This is a genomic window from Pontimicrobium sp. MEBiC01747 (assembly GCF_053601635.1).
In genome coordinates this window covers 1-16,147 of the sequence record NZ_JBSHNS010000308.1, presented here as the reverse complement: position 1 = coordinate 16,147, position 16,147 = coordinate 1, and the positions used below count along the sequence as shown (strand labels likewise).

The 16,147-nt window shown below is 30.1% G+C and carries 17 protein-coding genes; 6 read left to right on the top strand and 11 right to left on the bottom strand.

Features of this window, described 5'->3' with window-relative positions; translation table 11 throughout:
- Positions 1 to 85: 85 nt before the first annotated feature.
- Positions 86 to 1,048, bottom strand: a complete 963-nt coding sequence (trxB, locus tag ACVC2P_RS10255; RefSeq protein WP_452598384.1) for a thioredoxin-disulfide reductase — start codon at positions 1,046 to 1,048, stop codon at positions 86 to 88.
- 236 nt (positions 1,049 to 1,284) lie between these two features.
- Here trxB and ACVC2P_RS10250 point away from each other — a divergent pair, with 236 nt between their 5' ends.
- Positions 1,285 to 2,760: an alpha-L-fucosidase gene (locus ACVC2P_RS10250; protein WP_452598383.1), complete on the top strand. Its 1,476-nt coding sequence runs from the start codon at positions 1,285 to 1,287 to the stop codon at positions 2,758 to 2,760.
- 12 nt (positions 2,761 to 2,772) lie between these two features.
- Positions 2,773 to 4,101 carry an alpha-L-fucosidase gene (locus ACVC2P_RS10245; protein ID WP_452598382.1) on the top strand — a complete coding sequence of 443 codons (1,329 nt, stop codon included), beginning with the start codon at positions 2,773 to 2,775 and terminating at the stop codon, positions 4,099 to 4,101.
- A gap of 87 nt (positions 4,102 to 4,188) precedes the next feature.
- On the opposite strand, the gene ACVC2P_RS10240 is transcribed toward ACVC2P_RS10245, so the two are convergent.
- From ACVC2P_RS10240 to ACVC2P_RS10205, 8 genes are all read right to left on the bottom strand, one after another.
- A complete protein-coding gene (locus ACVC2P_RS10240; protein WP_452598381.1) occupies positions 4,189 to 4,797 on the bottom strand; it encodes a DUF2652 domain-containing protein in 609 nt (202 codons plus the stop codon).
- A gap of 29 nt (positions 4,798 to 4,826) precedes the next feature.
- Positions 4,827 to 6,344, bottom strand: a complete 1,518-nt coding sequence (locus ACVC2P_RS10235; RefSeq protein WP_452598380.1) for a GH3 family domain-containing protein — start codon at positions 6,342 to 6,344, stop codon at positions 4,827 to 4,829.
- A 47-nt stretch (positions 6,345 to 6,391) separates the two neighbouring features.
- Entirely contained in the window at positions 6,392 to 6,937 is a 546-nt protein-coding gene (locus ACVC2P_RS10230; protein WP_452598379.1) for a hypothetical protein, read from the bottom strand.
- A 250-nt stretch (positions 6,938 to 7,187) separates the two neighbouring features.
- On the bottom strand, positions 7,188 to 7,427 hold the full coding sequence (locus tag ACVC2P_RS10225; RefSeq protein ID WP_452598378.1) for a hypothetical protein: 240 nt from the start codon (positions 7,425 to 7,427) through the stop codon (positions 7,188 to 7,190).
- Positions 7,428 to 7,483: 56 nt separating this feature from the next.
- Entirely contained in the window at positions 7,484 to 8,386 is a 903-nt protein-coding gene (locus tag ACVC2P_RS10220) for a mechanosensitive ion channel family protein (RefSeq protein ID WP_452598377.1), read from the bottom strand.
- A 209-nt stretch (positions 8,387 to 8,595) separates the two neighbouring features.
- Entirely contained in the window at positions 8,596 to 10,020 is a 1,425-nt protein-coding gene (gene cls / locus ACVC2P_RS10215) for a cardiolipin synthase (RefSeq protein ID WP_452598376.1), read from the bottom strand.
- Positions 10,021 to 10,096: 76 nt separating this feature from the next.
- Positions 10,097 to 10,240, bottom strand: coding sequence for a hypothetical protein (locus ACVC2P_RS10210; protein WP_452598375.1), 144 nt, complete (start codon positions 10,238 to 10,240; stop codon positions 10,097 to 10,099).
- A 90-nt stretch (positions 10,241 to 10,330) separates the two neighbouring features.
- A complete protein-coding gene (locus ACVC2P_RS10205; protein ID WP_452598374.1) occupies positions 10,331 to 10,492 on the bottom strand; it encodes a DUF1328 domain-containing protein in 162 nt (53 codons plus the stop codon).
- A 183-nt stretch (positions 10,493 to 10,675) separates the two neighbouring features.
- Here ACVC2P_RS10205 and ACVC2P_RS10200 point away from each other — a divergent pair, with 183 nt between their 5' ends.
- Both ACVC2P_RS10200 and ACVC2P_RS10195 read left to right on the top strand, forming a co-directional pair.
- Entirely contained in the window at positions 10,676 to 11,710 is a 1,035-nt protein-coding gene (locus ACVC2P_RS10200; protein ID WP_452598373.1) for a helix-turn-helix domain-containing protein, read from the top strand.
- Positions 11,711 to 11,859: 149 nt separating this feature from the next.
- Positions 11,860 to 12,882, top strand: a complete 1,023-nt coding sequence (locus ACVC2P_RS10195; protein WP_452598372.1) for a helix-turn-helix domain-containing protein — start codon at positions 11,860 to 11,862, stop codon at positions 12,880 to 12,882.
- Between the two features lies 1 nt (position 12,883).
- Here the strand turns inward: ACVC2P_RS10195 and ACVC2P_RS10190 are convergent, their stop codons facing one another.
- Entirely contained in the window at positions 12,884 to 13,588 is a 705-nt protein-coding gene (locus ACVC2P_RS10190) for an SOS response-associated peptidase (RefSeq protein WP_452598371.1), read from the bottom strand.
- A 203-nt stretch (positions 13,589 to 13,791) separates the two neighbouring features.
- Between ACVC2P_RS10190 and ACVC2P_RS10185 the strand changes: the two genes are divergently transcribed.
- Together ACVC2P_RS10185 and ACVC2P_RS10180 are read left to right on the top strand one after the other, a co-directional pair.
- A complete protein-coding gene (locus ACVC2P_RS10185) occupies positions 13,792 to 14,850 on the top strand; it encodes a helix-turn-helix transcriptional regulator (protein ID WP_452598370.1) in 1,059 nt (352 codons plus the stop codon).
- 69 nt (positions 14,851 to 14,919) lie between these two features.
- Complete coding sequence (locus tag ACVC2P_RS10180) at positions 14,920 to 15,957, top strand: helix-turn-helix domain-containing protein (RefSeq protein ID WP_452598369.1); 1,038 nt, start codon at positions 14,920 to 14,922, stop codon at positions 15,955 to 15,957.
- A gap of 54 nt (positions 15,958 to 16,011) precedes the next feature.
- Here ACVC2P_RS10180 and ACVC2P_RS10175 read toward each other — a convergent pair.
- Positions 16,012 to 16,147: Pycsar system effector family protein (locus ACVC2P_RS10175; RefSeq protein WP_452598385.1), on the bottom strand; the 136-nt coding region annotated here is incomplete at its 5' end.

The window sequence follows — 16,147 nt, the reverse complement described above, 5'->3', positions numbered from 1 at the left end:
TTTATAGGTAATATTTATATTTTTTTATTAAAAACAAAAAAACCGAAGTTTATAACTTCGGTTTTTAATAATAGTGTCTATTTTTTTATGCTTCTACTGGCGCCTCTTTAGCTGCTAAGTAACGTTCTGCATCTAACGCGGCCATACACCCCGTTCCAGCTGCTGTTATTGCTTGGCGGTATACATGGTCTGCTGCATCTCCACTTACAAAAACACCTTCTACATTTGTTTTAGATGTTCCTGGAACATTAATAATGTATCCTGTTTCGTCTAAATCTAAAAATCCTTTAAAAATATCTGTGTTTGGTTTATGTCCTATAGCTACAAACATTCCTGTTGCAGGAATGTCGTGTACTTCTTGCGTTTGGTTATTTTTAACTCTAACACCAGTAACAACTTGTCCGTCTCCTAAAACTTCTTCTGTTTCTGTATTAAAAAGTATTTCTATATTCTCAGTATTCTTTACTCTACTAGCCATTATTTTCGATGCTCTAAACTCGTCGCGTCTTACTAACATTGTTACTTTAGTACATAATTTAGATAAATAATGAGCTTCTTCGCAAGCACTATCTCCAGCACCAACAATAACAACTTCTTGATTTCTATAGAAGAACCCATCACAAACTGCACATGCCGATACACCTCCTCCAAGTTTTAAATATTTTTGTTCAGACTCTAAACCTAAATATTTTGCAGAAGCTCCAGTAGATATAATTACAGTATCGCAATGAATTTCTTTAGTATCATTAACCCATACCTTATGCACATCTCCCGAAAAATCTACTTTAGTTATCCATCCATCACGCACATCTGTTTCAAAACGTTCCGCTTGCGCTTGTAGTTCCATCATCATTTCTGGGCCAGTAATTCCTTTAGGATATCCAGGGAAATTCTCAACATCGTTAGTGGTTGTTAATTGCCCTCCTGGTTGTGTTCCTTGGTATAATACTGGACTCATATTTGCTCTTGCAGCATATATTGCAGCTGTATATCCAGCTGGTCCAGAACCTATTATTAAGCATTTTACTTTTTCTATTGTATCAGACATGTTTAATTCTTTTTGTATTAAGCAAAAGTAGAATTTTTATAAGAAAACTTACAAGTAAACTATTAAAAGTTATTATTTGCAGATAATTTATTTTTATACAACATATTTAGTCCTAATTTATTTAAACTTAAAAAGAGTAAGCGACACCTCTACTCTATCTTTTTAAATAAACAACAATAGCGCATATGGATTTTTCTTTAAATTAATATGCTTAATTTTATGCTAAATATAGTACTATGAAAAAACTAATCCCATTTATAATCTTGTGTTTATTTGTCTTAACTGGAAATGCACAAGGGAATCATGAAGATGAGCGCTATGTTCCTGAAACGGATACTTTAGTATTACAAAAATTAGAAGAATGGCAAGGTAAAAAATTTGGATTATTAATGCATTGGGGAGCATACAGCCAATGGGGTATTGTTGAGTCATGGTCGCTTTCTCCTGAAGAATATGAATGGTGCGAACGAAAAAAAGGTAGTAATCCTCAAAATTATTTTTTATACAAACAAGAGTACGAAGCATTAAAAAATACTTTTAACCCCATTCTCTTTAATCCAGATAAATGGGCTAAAGCTGCAAGAAAAGCAGGAATGAAATATGTTGTTTTTACTACAAAACATCATGATGGGTTTTCTATGTTCGATTCAAAATATACTAATTATAAAATAACAGATTCTGCAACACCTTTTTCTAAGCATCCTAAAGCCAATATTACCAAAGAAATATTTAATTCCTTTAGAAAAGAAGGGTTGTGGACAGGGGCATATTTCTCTAAACCAGACTGGCATTCTGAGCATTACTGGGATCCTTACTATCCTCCAAAAGATAGAAATGTAAATTACTCTCCAGAAGAGCACCCAGAGAAATGGGCAAAATTTGTAGCATTTACGCATAATCAAATAATGGAATTAATGACCGATTATGGCAAAGTAGATATTTTATGGCTAGATGGTGGTTGGGTAGCCAAAACACCTAAAAAAGAAGTAAGCAGTTGGTATGAAAAAACTATTAAAAATAGTGATGCTGGGTATTTAAAACATCGTATTGTAAACCAAGACATACGCATGGATGAATTGGTAGAAAAAGCTAGAAAAAAACAACCAGGTCTTATTGTTGTTGACAGAGCTGTTTATGGTAAAAATCAAAATTACCTAACTCCAGAAAATAGAATTCCAGATAAAACATTGCCTTATCCTTGGGAGTCTTGCATTATATCTGGTGGTGGATGGTCGTACACGCCAAATGCAAAATACATGAGTGGTAGGAAAGGAATTCAAACTCTAGTAGATATTGTAGCCAAAGGTGGTAATTTATTATTAAATATTGCTCCTGGTCCAGATGGAACATGGCAACAAGGGGCTTATAAGCTTTTAAAAGAATTTGAGGACTGGATGGCTATTAATAATACTGCTATATATAATACCCAACCAATAGCGCCTTTTAAGGAAAAAAATATATGCATGACTCAAAACAAAGAAGGGCATGTTTTTTTATTTTACTTAGCAAAAGAGGGAGAAAACATAATGCCACAAGAAATTACCATTACATCTATTACGCCAAAAATAGGAGCTAAAGTGCAATTACTAGGCTCTAAAAAACACCTAAAATGGAAAAAAAACGAAAAGGGTTTTACGCTCTACATCCCCGAAAATCTAAGAAAAAATCCGCCTTCTAATTATGTCTGGACTTTTAAAATTTCATCAATATAAAAACCAACAGTTATGAAATACCAAAAACAATTATTATGTTTAACTTTATTCTTCTTTAGTTTAAGCCTTTCATCACAAAACAAAGAGTTACCTAAAGACACTAGGTTAGCATGGTTTAAAGATGCTAAATTGGGGGTTTTTATTCATTGGGGAATTTACGCTGTAAATGGTATAGATGAATCTTGGTCTTTTTACAACAATTATATTCCGTATACTGAATACATGAAACAGGTAAATGGTTTTACGGCCAAGAATTACAATCCAGAATATTGGGCAAAACTTATTAAAGAAAGTGGCGCTAAATATTCTGTAATTACAACAAAACATCATGATGGTGTTGCGCTATGGAACACTAAACAAAGTGATTTAAATGTTGTTAAAAAAACAAAGGCAAGAAAAGATTTAATTACGCCTTTTGTTGAAGCAATTAGAAAAGAACACCTAAAGGTTGGTTTATATTATTCTCTACTAGATTGGTCTCACCCAGATTATCCTAATTTTACTAGAAATAAAAAACGCTATGAAACAGACGATAAACGCTGGGAAAAATTTACAAAATTCAACTTTGGCCAATTAAAAGAATTAACAAAGTTTAATCCAGATTTGTATTGGTTTGATGGAGATTGGGAGCAATCTGCAGCAAAATGGAAGGCTAAAGAAATTCGTGAATTATTATTAGATAAAACGCCTACAACTATTATAAATTCTAGATTACAGGGTTATGGTGATTATGCTACTCCAGAGCAAGGTGTACCCATTGCTAAACCTAAAAACAATTATTGGGAGTTATGTATAACTATGAACGATTCTTGGGGCTATCAACCTCATGATAAAAAGTATAAGTCTGTAAATGAAATTATCCGAATCTTTGTAGACTGTATAAGTATGGGAGGAAATTTGCTTCTAGATATTGCTCCACAAGCAGATGGAACAATCCCTAAAGAACAAGTAAACATTTTAAAAGGTTTAGGCCGTTGGACTAACAAACATAAGGAAGCTATATATAAAACTAGAGCAGGAATTCCTCATGGTCATTTTAATGGGTATACAGCATTATCAAAAGATAAGAACATTATTTATTTGTATGTAGACAACAAGCCTAATGGTTCTTTATTAATAAAAGGGCTTAAAAATAAAGTTAATAGAATTTGGGTTGTTGGGAATGGCACAAAACTATCGCATAGAGTGGTAGGTAAACAGTATTGGAGTAAAGTCCCTGGTTTATTATATATAGATTTACCTGAAGAAGTTCAAGATAAAGACGTTACCGTAATAGCATTATTATTAGATGGAGAAGTTGATTTATATAGAGAAGAAGGACAAAAAATAGAGAGTAATTAATTATAATATGTTTAAATAAATATTTACCTGCTTCTATAAAACAATTAAAATAAGCCCTATATATTTATTATAATATATGGGCTTTTTTTAATTAACCAATGGTTTTAAGTTTATATAATTATAACTTATGTCTCCAATATGTTGAAAAGAGGTATCTTTTTTGTGAAGTTGCCCCCAACCAAAATTATGCTCTAATTCTTCATCTTTGTATTGTTCTAAAATATTTTCGGAAAACAATATATACTCATCAAAAGGGATTTTATTTTTTAGAAGGCGATGAGCTATTATAACATCTTCTCCCATAAGTTTTATATTTTTTCCTATTTGAACCGCACTAATTTGCTTTCCAAAATGTAATACTATTTTTAACCCTAGTACTTCTGGAATATCAATTCCTTTTGATCTGTATTTATATATTTTATCCAGCAAATCTAATTGCTTATAAAATTCGGTATAAAATAACCTACATTGCTCTATTAGCTCTTTAAATGTTGGTAAATTACCTGTTTTATAAAATAAAATAGCGTCTCCTTCTATTTCAGAAACTTTTAGCCCTATTTTATTGGCATAAATAACTTTATTTAAAAGTGCTGGTATAACTTGAGAGCTTAGCTCTATATCTGCAGAGCTCATAAACTCAGTAAAGCCACTAATATCTGGAATACAAATTAGTGTTGGTGTGGGTGTTTGTTCCATACTTTTAAATAATTGTGTTAATTATCGTTTTAACGAGAAACAAATGCTTCCCATTCTTTAAACCTTTCTTCGCTCATAACACGCTCCATTTTCACTTGCCCTCCTTTTTTCTTTTGAAGACCATTCCAGTCTGAAAAAGCTTTAGGAGATACAGTAGTCACTTTAACGCCTTTTAAAGCTTTACTTCTAGCAATTTTATAATTTTTATTTGCCTTCTGCAAAGTTTCATCAAGTTTTTTAGCAAGTTTTTTATCTTCTAGACTCGTTTCGGTTCCTAGATACCAATGGTGGTAAAAATCGTCTTCTATTCTAACAGCCGATAGGGTAAACTCTGGAATTTCAATATTAAATTGATTTTCCATTTCTAACAAAGCTTCATTCATTTTATTTACAGAAAGTTGCGAACCTACTACATTAAGAAAAAACTTAGTTCGTCCTGTAATTTTAATTTCTGCTCGTTCTATATCTGTAAATTCTATGGTATCGCCTATAACATATCGCCATGCTCCAGCAACTGTACTAATTAATAATACGTAGTCTTGATTTAGTTTTACTTCTGTTAACCCTACTGCTGGCGCATTCTGCTTTAAAGAGCCATCTTCGTTAATATATTCTGGTTGAAATGGAACAAACTCAAAATATATACCGCTGTCTGTAACTAAACGCATGGCATCGGTTTCTGGTCGCTCTTGAAAGGCAATAAATCCTTCTGATGCTAAATAGGTGTCTATAACGGTTATAGGGTGTGCTAATAGTTTATTAAAACTTTTTTCGTAAGGTGCAAAAGCAACGCCTCCAGATGTATAAACTTGCAGGTTAGGCCATATCTCATGGATATTGTCTACTTTATTATAGGCTATAACTTTTTCTAACATTAGTTCTATCCATGATGGAATACCACTAAGGGCTCCTATATCGAAATCTTTTGCTCTTTTGGCTATTTCCAAAACTCTTTCATCCCAATCATCTATTTTAGCAATTTCTTTTCCTGGTTTATAATAACCTTCAAACCAAAAAGGTATTTTACTTGCACTAATACCACTTATTTCGCCTTCTAAATGTCCGTTACGTTCATTAAGGTCTGTTGAGCTTCCTAGCATCATTACTTCTTTTTCAAAAAAAGAAGCTGGCAAATCAAAATTAGAGAGTGCTTCTACTTGCTTTAACCCTGTTTTTCTTATTGCTTCTATCATTTCATTTGTAACGGGTATTCGCTTACTTTTTTTTCCTGTTGTACCAGAGCTTAAAGCAAAATAATCTGGGCTACCTGGCCAGGTAACATTTTCTTCTCCAGCAATTACTCTATCCCACCATTCTGTTTTTAACTTATTATAATCAAAATACGGAATGTGTTTAGAAAAAGCTTCTGCTTTATTATTACTAGACAATATGGCTTCAAAATTATACGCCTTTCCAAACTCAGTGTCTTTTGCTTTATTTAATAAATTTTCTAAAACATCCTGTTGTGCTTCTTCATGATTTACGTTTGGTGTTAAACTATCTTTAAGGTGAATTACACCTTTTATAAGTGATCCTTTTATTGACATATTAATTGTTTTTTTATTACGTTATTTATGTAAATATCGTTCTTAAACTAGCTTGTTTCTTCATTTACAAACTCCAAAACTTCTTCTGGTGATACGTATAAGCGTTTTATTTTTTCTTTATATCTGTCTGACAATTCTGTATGGTTTAGAATATAGTTTTTTGTCTCAAGGATATAGGCTTTCATATTATGCTTAACGGCATATCTATCTGCTGTTAGCTCCGCTTTACGCACAAATGCGTCTGAAAATATATACCCCAATCCAAAACCTATTAAATTTAAACTAGATCGAGTATGGTAATCCATTATATGCCCCAACTCATGCCCTAGCCAACCTATTAAAACTTCTCTAGGTATGTAACTCGTGTGTAGTTCTCTCTTTTTTATATCGAAATGCCTACTTATTAGAATAACATACTCTCGTTTACTCTTTTTTTTAAATAAACTCCAAAGTTTTGGTTGTGCTTTCATTACAGACGAGCTCATTTTTCTAGTGAGTTTAAATTCTATAGGGACTTCTTTTAACTCAGGGTAAAAAGACAACGCTTCTTCTGTTTCATGTTTTATATATTCTGGAATTATTTTATTTATCATCTGTATGTTCAAAAAAAGCCATTTATACTAATCCAACATAATAGTGTTGAAATCTTACTGTATTGCAAGTTATTTTTTTTTACCCTTAAGCTTTAATTCAAATACATTAAAGATGCGCTCAAACACAAAAAATGAGCCTCATTATTTTGTTTTATATAATAAAAAAACCGTGAGACTTCACGGTTTTTTTTAGGGCTCTTTTCCATTAATCAATCATAAAAACTAGAACCTTTTTATATTTATATATTATTTATTCTTCTTCTTTAATTTTAATTTTAGTTTCTTCTTTATCTTCTTTAATTTTCACAGTTTTATCTTCTGTTTCCATCTTTATTTTTGTCTCGTCTCCATCTTTTTTAGTTTTAACTTCTGCTCCATCTTCTTTCATTTCTTCTATAAGTTCTTCTTTCTGTGTTTTCTCATTTCTACAAGAAGTTAAAGTTATTGTCATTAAAGCTATTGCAAATGCAACGTATGTTAGTTTTCTCATTTTTATATAATTTATAAGGTTTATATTATTCTTTTTTTAAAAATCTATTGTACGGATTAGTTTTGTGAAACCATTTCTTCTTTCTCTATACCATTTAAGCTAAGTTTATTATCGAACTGTAGCGTTCTAATAGGGAATGGAATATTAAAGCCTTCTCTTTTATATGCTTTTTTAATTTCAATAATACATTTACTTTTTGCTCTTAGTTTTTCTAAGCTGCTTTCTCCATCTACCCAAAATCTTGTTATATAATTTATTGAGCTAGCACCAAATTCTGTATAGTAAAATTCGACTTCTTTACCTATGTCTTTTTGGTTATAAAATTTCGAAATTGTTTCCTTTGTTACTTGTTCTACTTTTTCTAAGTCTGATTCGTACCCTACACCACACTCTATGGTAACTCGCATTTTGCTAGTTAAGCTATAATTTTTAAAAGGGTTTTCGTGTATTGTTTTATTTGGTAGTATAACAGTATTATTATCTGCTTCTCTTAAAACAAAATAGTTTACATTAATATCTATTACTTCTCCAGAGTAACCATTGGTTTCTATCCAATCTCCAATTCTAATATTTTTTCTAAATGATAATACTATACCAGAAATGGTATTAGATAATGTGCCTTGAAGCGCTAAACCAATAACTAAACCAGATATCCCTGCTCCTGTTAATAAACCTGTTAATGCTTGCCCTAAGTTTAAAGCGCCTAATGCTAAAAATAATCCTGCTAAAACAATAACAATAGAGGCTCCTCTAGCTACTATTTTAGAAACAGAGACTTGTTTTATCTGTCTATTTGTTACTTTAAAGGCTAATCTATATATTAATTTAGAGATGAAATAAGACGTTACTAGCACTATTAGTGCCACCAAGATATTTGGCAAATTAGTTATTAATATATCTAGCCAGCTTTCTAGCTTGTCCATTATCTTTTGAAATGATGTAAGTTCTACTTTATCCATGTGTAATTTAAATGTTTACAGCAAAGATAAAGGGAAACAAAGCGCTGCTTTTGCTCTTATAAAATTGATGTTAACTCATATGATTGTAGTAGTGTTTTATTAACTTTTCTTAACAAAATATATCTAAAAACAGAATGTAGGCTACTCTTTATTTTAGTTCTATTTTTTAAAGCTATATGTATTTACAATAAAAAAATATAGGCGGTATTTTATAATAGAGGGCTTAAAAAACGAGCTAATCCTTCAAAAAATTTATCTTGAATAGGGCGTTTTACAAATTGGTCTAGCTCCAACTTCACACTTGCTTCACAATCTTCTGTAAAATGTTGGTGGATGCTTTTAGTAAGCTTACTATCGTAAATAAGGGCGTTGGTTTCAAAATTATGATCAAAGCTTCGGTTATCAAAATTTCCAGAGCCTACAGATAGTATTTCTCCATCTATTAACACTAGTTTGCTGTGTAAAAAAGCATCTTTTTTTAAGTAAATTTCTGCACCTGCTTGCATGATTTCTTCAAAATAAGAACGCATGCTGTATCTAGCTGTTGCAGAATCTGATACTTCTGGCAATAGTATTTGTACTTTAACACCACTTAGTGCTGCTATTTTTAAAGCTGTTAAGACTTGAGAACTAGGAATAAAATAAGGGTTGGCTATGCAAATAAAATCATTAGCTAGGTTTATAAGCATAATGTATTGTTGCATAATTGCTGAATAGTCAGAATCTGGTCCACTTGCTACAATTTGAACAATACTATCGCCATTGGCTTCTTGTTTAGGTAGGTATTTACTATCAAGTAGTATGTCTTCTTTACTAGCAAAATAATAATCTTTTATAAAAACCTTGTGCAAACTTTCTACTGCTGGTCCTTCAATTTTTAAGTGTGTGTCTTCCCAAATCCCCATCTTAGAAACTGGTTTTATATACTTATCTGTTAAATTAAAGCCTCCAGTAAATCCTACTGTTCCATCCACAACAACTATTTTTCTGTGGTTTCTGTAGTTAAAAGAAAATAAAAAGTTTCCAAAACGCAAAGGCATAGAAGAACATATTGTTACTCCAATACTTTTAAAGCGTTTAATAGATTTTCGTTTCCAATCAAAACTTCCAATAGCATCATACATAACACGTATTTCAACACCTTCTTCAATTTTTTGTTTAAATAAATTAAACATTTCATCCATTAATTCTCCTTCTTCTAAAATATAGTATTGAATGTGTATAAAATTCTTAGCTTTCTTAATGGCTTCAAAAATTGATGTAAAAGTAGTTTCTCCATCTTGAAGGACCTCTACGTGGTTTCCATCATAAGGCAGATACTTATTGTTTTTAGAAATTAAGGTAGCTAACTTCTTTTTTTTGGTTGATGTAAATTTCTTAAAAGGTTTATGGCCACTATAGCCTTGATTATGATTATCGTACAACCTTCTTTTATGGGTGTGTTTTAATTGGAAAAACTTTATTTTTCTTCTATTTATTCCAAAAAGTAAATAGATAACAACTCCTAAATAAGGAATAAAAACTATTGTTAAAAGCCAACTTAAAGACCTACTAGGTCTGGCTCCGTAAAAAATAACCCCTAAAAAGGCTAACCCTGAAATGATTATATAACTAATTATTAAAATACTTACCATAGAAACAAAGTAAATAAAAAAAGAGTAGTACGACTAGGCGTTACTACTCTTTTTCATGATTTATAATACTGTATTATTAATCTACTGCATCCTCAACGTCATCTGCTACCTCTTCAACAGCATCTTCTACTTTTTCTTCTGTTGATTTCTCCTCTCTACATCCTGTAAATATTATTGAGGCTGTAAATAATAATAAAAATATATGTGCTAATTTTTTCATCTTGTTTTGCTTTTTATTTAATTGATTGTTTTTATTTATCGAAATATATTGGTTTACATTTAGCGTTTTAAACCAACCACTTTAACTTAATTATTTTTTTAACACTCCTTTTAAAAGAGATAGAACGAATAATACTAAAAAGATAAAGAATAATATCTTAGCAATTCCTGCAGATGCTCCTGCAATTCCTCCAAATCCTAATACTCCAGCGATTAATGCTATAACGATAAATGTGATTGTCCAACGTAACATAATATATTGTTTTTAATGGTTAATAAATTAAGCAGTAATAAATATTTACTAATGCTTTCAATACAAAGGTCTTTAAATAGTACACAATCTCTTAACCCTTACGGTTTAAATATTTGCTCATATACAATTTCTCTTCTATTACTCATAAAAAAAACTATCTTTACTACCTATATACTTATATAAGTGAGTAAAAAATTAAATATTAGCGACCTAGAAGCCAGTGATGTTATAAAAGACATGGCAGATATTTTAAACATTAACTACGATGTTAATAATAACGAATATTGTTTAAAAATTCCTAAAAAAATAGGGTCTGGTTATATTAAGGCTACCTGTTTTGATAATGGCATAGGTGTTTTAGAGTCTGATTATATTTTAAAAAAAGAATTACATTTTGAGCTTAAAAAGGGCATAGTACACCCACTTAAAATCATGTTTTGCAGAGAGTCTTATTTTGAACATGAGTTTACTGAGGATAATGATACGCACACTATTAGCAGATTAGAAAGTGTCATGCTATCTAGCACACCAACTAATAACCATATTTTTAAAATACCTGCAAATACTCAAATTTGTATTTTTAGTATAGAAATAAATAGAAAATCATTTGAGGAAAAAATTGAAGCATTTATTGCTAATATGAATGATGAACTTGTTAATGTTTTTAGAGATTTAAATGGTATTAATAAGTTTTATTATAAAGGACACTATAGTTTAGAAATAGCCAAATTTATAGAAGAATTTACAGATTGTGACTTAGAAGAAGATTTTATGAAATCTGTTTTTCTTGAAGGTAAATGTTATGAAATACTTATCCATTATTTACAACAATATCTTGATGATTTAAATACTCCTGGAAAACGAAAAATATTACGACAATCTACCATTGAAAGTATTGAAGAAGCTGTACAAATTATAAAAAATGAAATTGCAACTATTGACAGTATTACAGTGCTTTCTAAACGTGTTGGCTTAAACCAAAATACATTACAAAGCGGATTTAGACACCTTTATAACTCCTCTGTAAAAGAATACATTAGAAACCACCGTATTGAAAAAGCCAAAGAACTTCTAGAAAATTCAGACTTAAATGTTACAGAAATAACCTATAAAATTGGTATTAATTCTAGAAGCTATTTTTCTAAAGTATTTAAAAAACGTTATGGCATTACCCCTAAAGCTTATTTAGATAAATCTAGACATAACAAATCTGCATAAATACCTTTATTTATTTTTTTAAAATCATCCATAAGTGTTAAAAATAATGCCTTAAAGTGTTATTTTAAATTTCATAAGTGTTAATCCATTTTTAGCATTCATAAGTTATTTGTATTCCAAACTTTAAAATTAAAAAGGATTACCTAGGAATGCACCTATTACATATAAAAAACACAAGTACTAAAAATACAATACTGCAATTACAACAATACTTTAAAGGCAATTTAACAGAGGCTTATGGTGAGTATACTTTAACATTTAATAATGCACTTGGAGCAGGTGTTATAAGGGGTATTGATTTTGACTGGGGCTTGTCGCTTATAGATTTTAATATAAACCTTGTAGAGGTTGCTAAAATCACTTTTGAAAATAATGACAGAAAATTGGTTGAGTTTATTTTTATTTCTGAAGGTTATTTAGAGTTTAGCGAAGATGAAAATGCTACAACTTTTATGAATTTTGAGCGTTATCAAAACATTATAATCTCTAGTAAAATAAAATCTAAAAAAGTTTTTGTTTTCCCTAAAGAAACTCAAATTAAAGTTAATATTATTCAGTTAGATACTATTAGTTACAAAGAAAAGAAAAACAACAATTTAAGTTATCTAGACAAAGCACTTAAAACTGTGTTTGAAAGTCAAAACGAAGCCCTTTCATATCACCACCTCGGAAATTATAATCTTAAAATAGCAGATAAAATAAAACAGTTGGATAGTACTTATCATGAAGGTATTATAAAAACATTATCTATAGAAGGACAATTAAATTTAATTATGGCAATGCAATTGCTTGAACATAAAAACTTTCAATCTACAGACCCCTTAACAGATTCCTTATCGAAAGAACACATTAAAAAAATTCAAGAACTATCTACTTATATAACAGATAATATGTCAGAGCCTTTATCGATAGCCGCCCTCTCTAAACTATCTGGATTGGGAGCAAAGAAACTACAATTAGGTTTTAAGGTGCTTTACTCTAAATCTGTAAATGAATATATAAGAGATTTAAAGCTAGAAATATCTAGAGATCAATTGAAAAATTCCGATTTAACAATCTCAGAAATTGTGTACTCTGTAGGCTATAAAAGTAGGAGTTATTTTAGTAAAATATTCTATGAACGCTATGAGATTTTACCAAAAGACTACAGAAACAAAATTAAAAGAAGCTAATTTACATAGCTTTAGGTATATTGTTGTAATTTACTGGATGCAAAGCAGAATCAAAATCTACGCCTAGTTTATGAAACTCTTTAGCAATAGGATGCGCTTTAAAAGCCAATTGAGGAGCAGTATTAACTACTGTAGTAACGATTTCTTCTGTAGCATTAAAATCTAACCACTTTTCTCGATTAAACTTATCGAGTACTACTGGCATTAAAATATTAGAATTATGAATCTTTTTAATAAAAGAATTTGCCTTAGAAACAATTAAAGAGCATGTTATAAAACCATCATCTAACTCGTTAAAAATACCTGCAATAGCAAACGGTTCGTTAGATTCTTGATGCACATAATATGGGTATAAATCTCCATCGTGTAAATAATAAGTAAAAAAACCAGTAACGATAACTATACAACGCCGGTGCATTAAAGCTTTAGCATACTTTTCGTCCTCTTTAATAACATCTAAACTTACATTTAATGTATTTTGTACATTCTGAAAATGTTGCCAATCATCTTGGTATGTTTCTGGCAATATTCCCCAAATAGCTAAAGAAATTTGCTGTTTATTTAGCATTGTAATTATAGCTACAGACGACTCTGTTAAACCATCTATTACCGGTGATTTTTTATGTAGTTTTGGATACTTAAAGGACGCATTAAATGTTTTCTCTATTGCTGTTTTATTGGCAGTATTGGATATTCTGTAACACATCTTCTTGTTTTTTGTGTAAAATTCTAAAATAGATAAGGTATTTTTTAACTATAAACAATTAAATGCTAACGCATATGAAATAATAATACAATCCATAAAACCCGATTATGTTATACTAATTCTTTAAAACGGCAAACGCAATAGAATTGGGCACTTACCTTTAACATATTATAAACAAATTTTAGAGATCTATAGTTTAATATATGTTAACTACTAACCAGCATAATGCAGTAATTTCAAACCTTAATACATTTAAAGATTACTTAGGTGGTGATATTGAAACAATTAACGGCATTAACACTCTAAAATTTAATAATTTAAATGGAAAAGGATGCATTCGTCATTTAGGTTTCGAGAATGGATTAGCATCCATTATTATAAACACATCACTTACAAAACACTTAACTTTTTATTTAAATAATTTAAAGGTTAACACTCTAAATTTTATTTTTTGCTTAAAAGGCAGTTGCTCTCATACTTTTAAAAACTCTACAACAATTAAAAAGCTAGATGGATTACAAACCGCTTTAAGTAAAAGCAATACGTACGCAAAAGGCATGATTATTATAGAGCCAAATGTAAAAACAACAATTAATATTATTACTATTAATGAGGCTATCTATTTTAAAAGCAACTCTAATGTTGAGCACCTACAAAAAACAAAACTTTTAAATTTATTAGATAGCTTAAACTCAAAAAAACACCCTTTTTATCATGGTAATTATAGCTTAAAGATTGGAGAACACGTAAGAGCGCTTCTTAATACCAATACAGATTGTGCACTTACCGAATTAATACGGTTTAAAGGAATTAGCTACTTTATACTAGCCAATCAAATCGAATTAATTTATAATGAATCCATAAAAACAGTAAACAAATCGACACTTACCAGTAGAGAGTTAAAGAGGATAGCCTCTATTAATAACGTAATAAAAGTAAACCCTGAAGAACCATACACTATAGGAATGCTATGCAGCATTACAAGATTATCGCCTGCCAAATTACAAGAAGGTTTTAAAATTTTAAATAATCGTACAGTAGCAGACTATATTCGCCATATTAGACTAGCAAAAGCAGAAAACCTAATTAAAACGACAGATTTAAACATCTCAGAAATTGTATATTCCATTGGTTTTACAAGCCGAAGTTATTTCTGTAAAATATTTAAAACAGAATATGGTTGTAGCCCAAAACAATATAAAAAAAAGGTAAACTATGCTAGAGTTTTAAACTTAAAGCACATAAAAAAAGACCATATTTGAGGTCTTTTTTTATTTAATTAAGTTAAAAAAAAAGATTTTTGTATTCAGAAAAAAAATATCTTTGACATTATGACTGAAATAAATATAACTGCCGAAAGTACGGAAGGTACTGTTAAGCAAATTCGAGATGTTATTGGTGGGCATATTGAAGAGCGTTGGGGGGAATATGTTTTAACCGTAGATAGTGATTTAGCCAAAGGAAACATTAGGTTTATTACTTTTGATTGGGGTGTAAATCTATTAGAATACGATATTACATTCTTTGACGACATTACGTTAATTATGGATGCTTCAAACTATAACCCCATCCACTTTACGTATTGTTTAAATGGGTATTGCAGTCATAAATTTGGGTTTCAGAAAGAAGCAAAAACGATAGAGCAATTTCAGTCTGTAATTATTACTAGTAGGGATGGCGGCTACAACTATGGTTATTTCTCTAAAGATGTTAAGCTGGAGATTAATGTTATTCAAATTATAAGAAAAGAATATCTTAGAAAACGCCTTAACAATGTATCCCAACTCAATAAAAAATTATACGAAGTATTCTTAGACAAAGATCATGAAAATGTTTTTTCCTATTTTGGAAGTTATAATTTAAAAATGGCAGATGTTATTGGTAAGCTGCGTAGGGTAAAGCAAAAAGGCATGATACGAATACTAAAAATTGAAGGTATGGTGTATCAAATTCTATCTATGCACATACAGCAGCATGATATTGCCGTTAAAGGAAAGAAAGTAGAAACCAACTTACTTAAAAGCGAACTTAAAATAGTTAGAAAAATTTCTAAAAAAATCCTAAAAAATGTGTCTTACGACTATACTTTAGATCAATTATCTGAAGAATCTGGCTTAACACAGGCAAAACTTCAGGAAGGTTTTAAAATTCTATATGCTAGAACTGTAACAGAATATATAAGACACGTAAGGCTCGAAGCAGCCAGAGATTATATTAACACTACAGAGCTTAATGTTTCTCAAATAGTTTATAGTGTAGGCTTTAGTAGTAGAAGCTATTTTTCTAAAATATTTAAAGCAAAATATAATATTAGCCCAAGTGACTATTTAAAGGCAAAAAGAACAAAAACAGAAATTCCTGTAACATAATAGTTTTCCTGTAATTATTCTTTTTACAAAAAAAAGTTAAATTGTTATATTAAATTAGGCTTGCATTTTAAACGAAATTGCAAAAGCAAGTACCGAAATAACAATACCAGCCATAAATATGGTATAAGTGATTCGTAGTATTCTATATTTAGTGTTTAAAACAACCCCTAAAAAATACAGGTCCTTACTA

Bases quoted from the DNA above. Each gene is read 5' to 3' on its own strand.
- trxB (WP_452598384.1), bottom strand. From the start codon at position 1,048: ATGTCTGATACAATAGAAAAAGTAAAATGCTTAATAATAGGTTCTGGA.
- ACVC2P_RS10250 (WP_452598383.1), top strand. From the start codon at position 1,285: ATGAAAAAACTAATCCCATTTATAATCTTGTGTTTATTTGTCTTAACT.
- ACVC2P_RS10245 (WP_452598382.1), top strand. From the start codon at position 2,773: ATGAAATACCAAAAACAATTATTATGTTTAACTTTATTCTTCTTTAGT.
- ACVC2P_RS10240 (WP_452598381.1), bottom strand. From the start codon at position 4,797: ATGGAACAAACACCCACACCAACACTAATTTGTATTCCAGATATTAGT.
- ACVC2P_RS10235 (WP_452598380.1), bottom strand. From the start codon at position 6,344: ATGTCAATAAAAGGATCACTTATAAAAGGTGTAATTCACCTTAAAGAT.
- ACVC2P_RS10230 (WP_452598379.1), bottom strand. From the start codon at position 6,937: ATGATAAATAAAATAATTCCAGAATATATAAAACATGAAACAGAAGAA.
- ACVC2P_RS10225 (WP_452598378.1), bottom strand. From the start codon at position 7,427: ATGAGAAAACTAACATACGTTGCATTTGCAATAGCTTTAATGACAATA.
- ACVC2P_RS10220 (WP_452598377.1), bottom strand. From the start codon at position 8,386: ATGGATAAAGTAGAACTTACATCATTTCAAAAGATAATGGACAAGCTA.
- cls (WP_452598376.1), bottom strand. From the start codon at position 10,020: ATGGTAAGTATTTTAATAATTAGTTATATAATCATTTCAGGGTTAGCC.
- ACVC2P_RS10210 (WP_452598375.1), bottom strand. From the start codon at position 10,240: ATGAAAAAATTAGCACATATATTTTTATTATTATTTACAGCCTCAATA.
- ACVC2P_RS10205 (WP_452598374.1), bottom strand. From the start codon at position 10,492: ATGTTACGTTGGACAATCACATTTATCGTTATAGCATTAATCGCTGGA.
- ACVC2P_RS10195 (WP_452598372.1), top strand. From the start codon at position 11,860: ATGCACCTATTACATATAAAAAACACAAGTACTAAAAATACAATACTG.
- ACVC2P_RS10190 (WP_452598371.1), bottom strand. From the start codon at position 13,588: ATGTGTTACAGAATATCCAATACTGCCAATAAAACAGCAATAGAGAAA.
- ACVC2P_RS10185 (WP_452598370.1), top strand. From the start codon at position 13,792: ATGTTAACTACTAACCAGCATAATGCAGTAATTTCAAACCTTAATACA.
- ACVC2P_RS10180 (WP_452598369.1), top strand. From the start codon at position 14,920: ATGACTGAAATAAATATAACTGCCGAAAGTACGGAAGGTACTGTTAAG.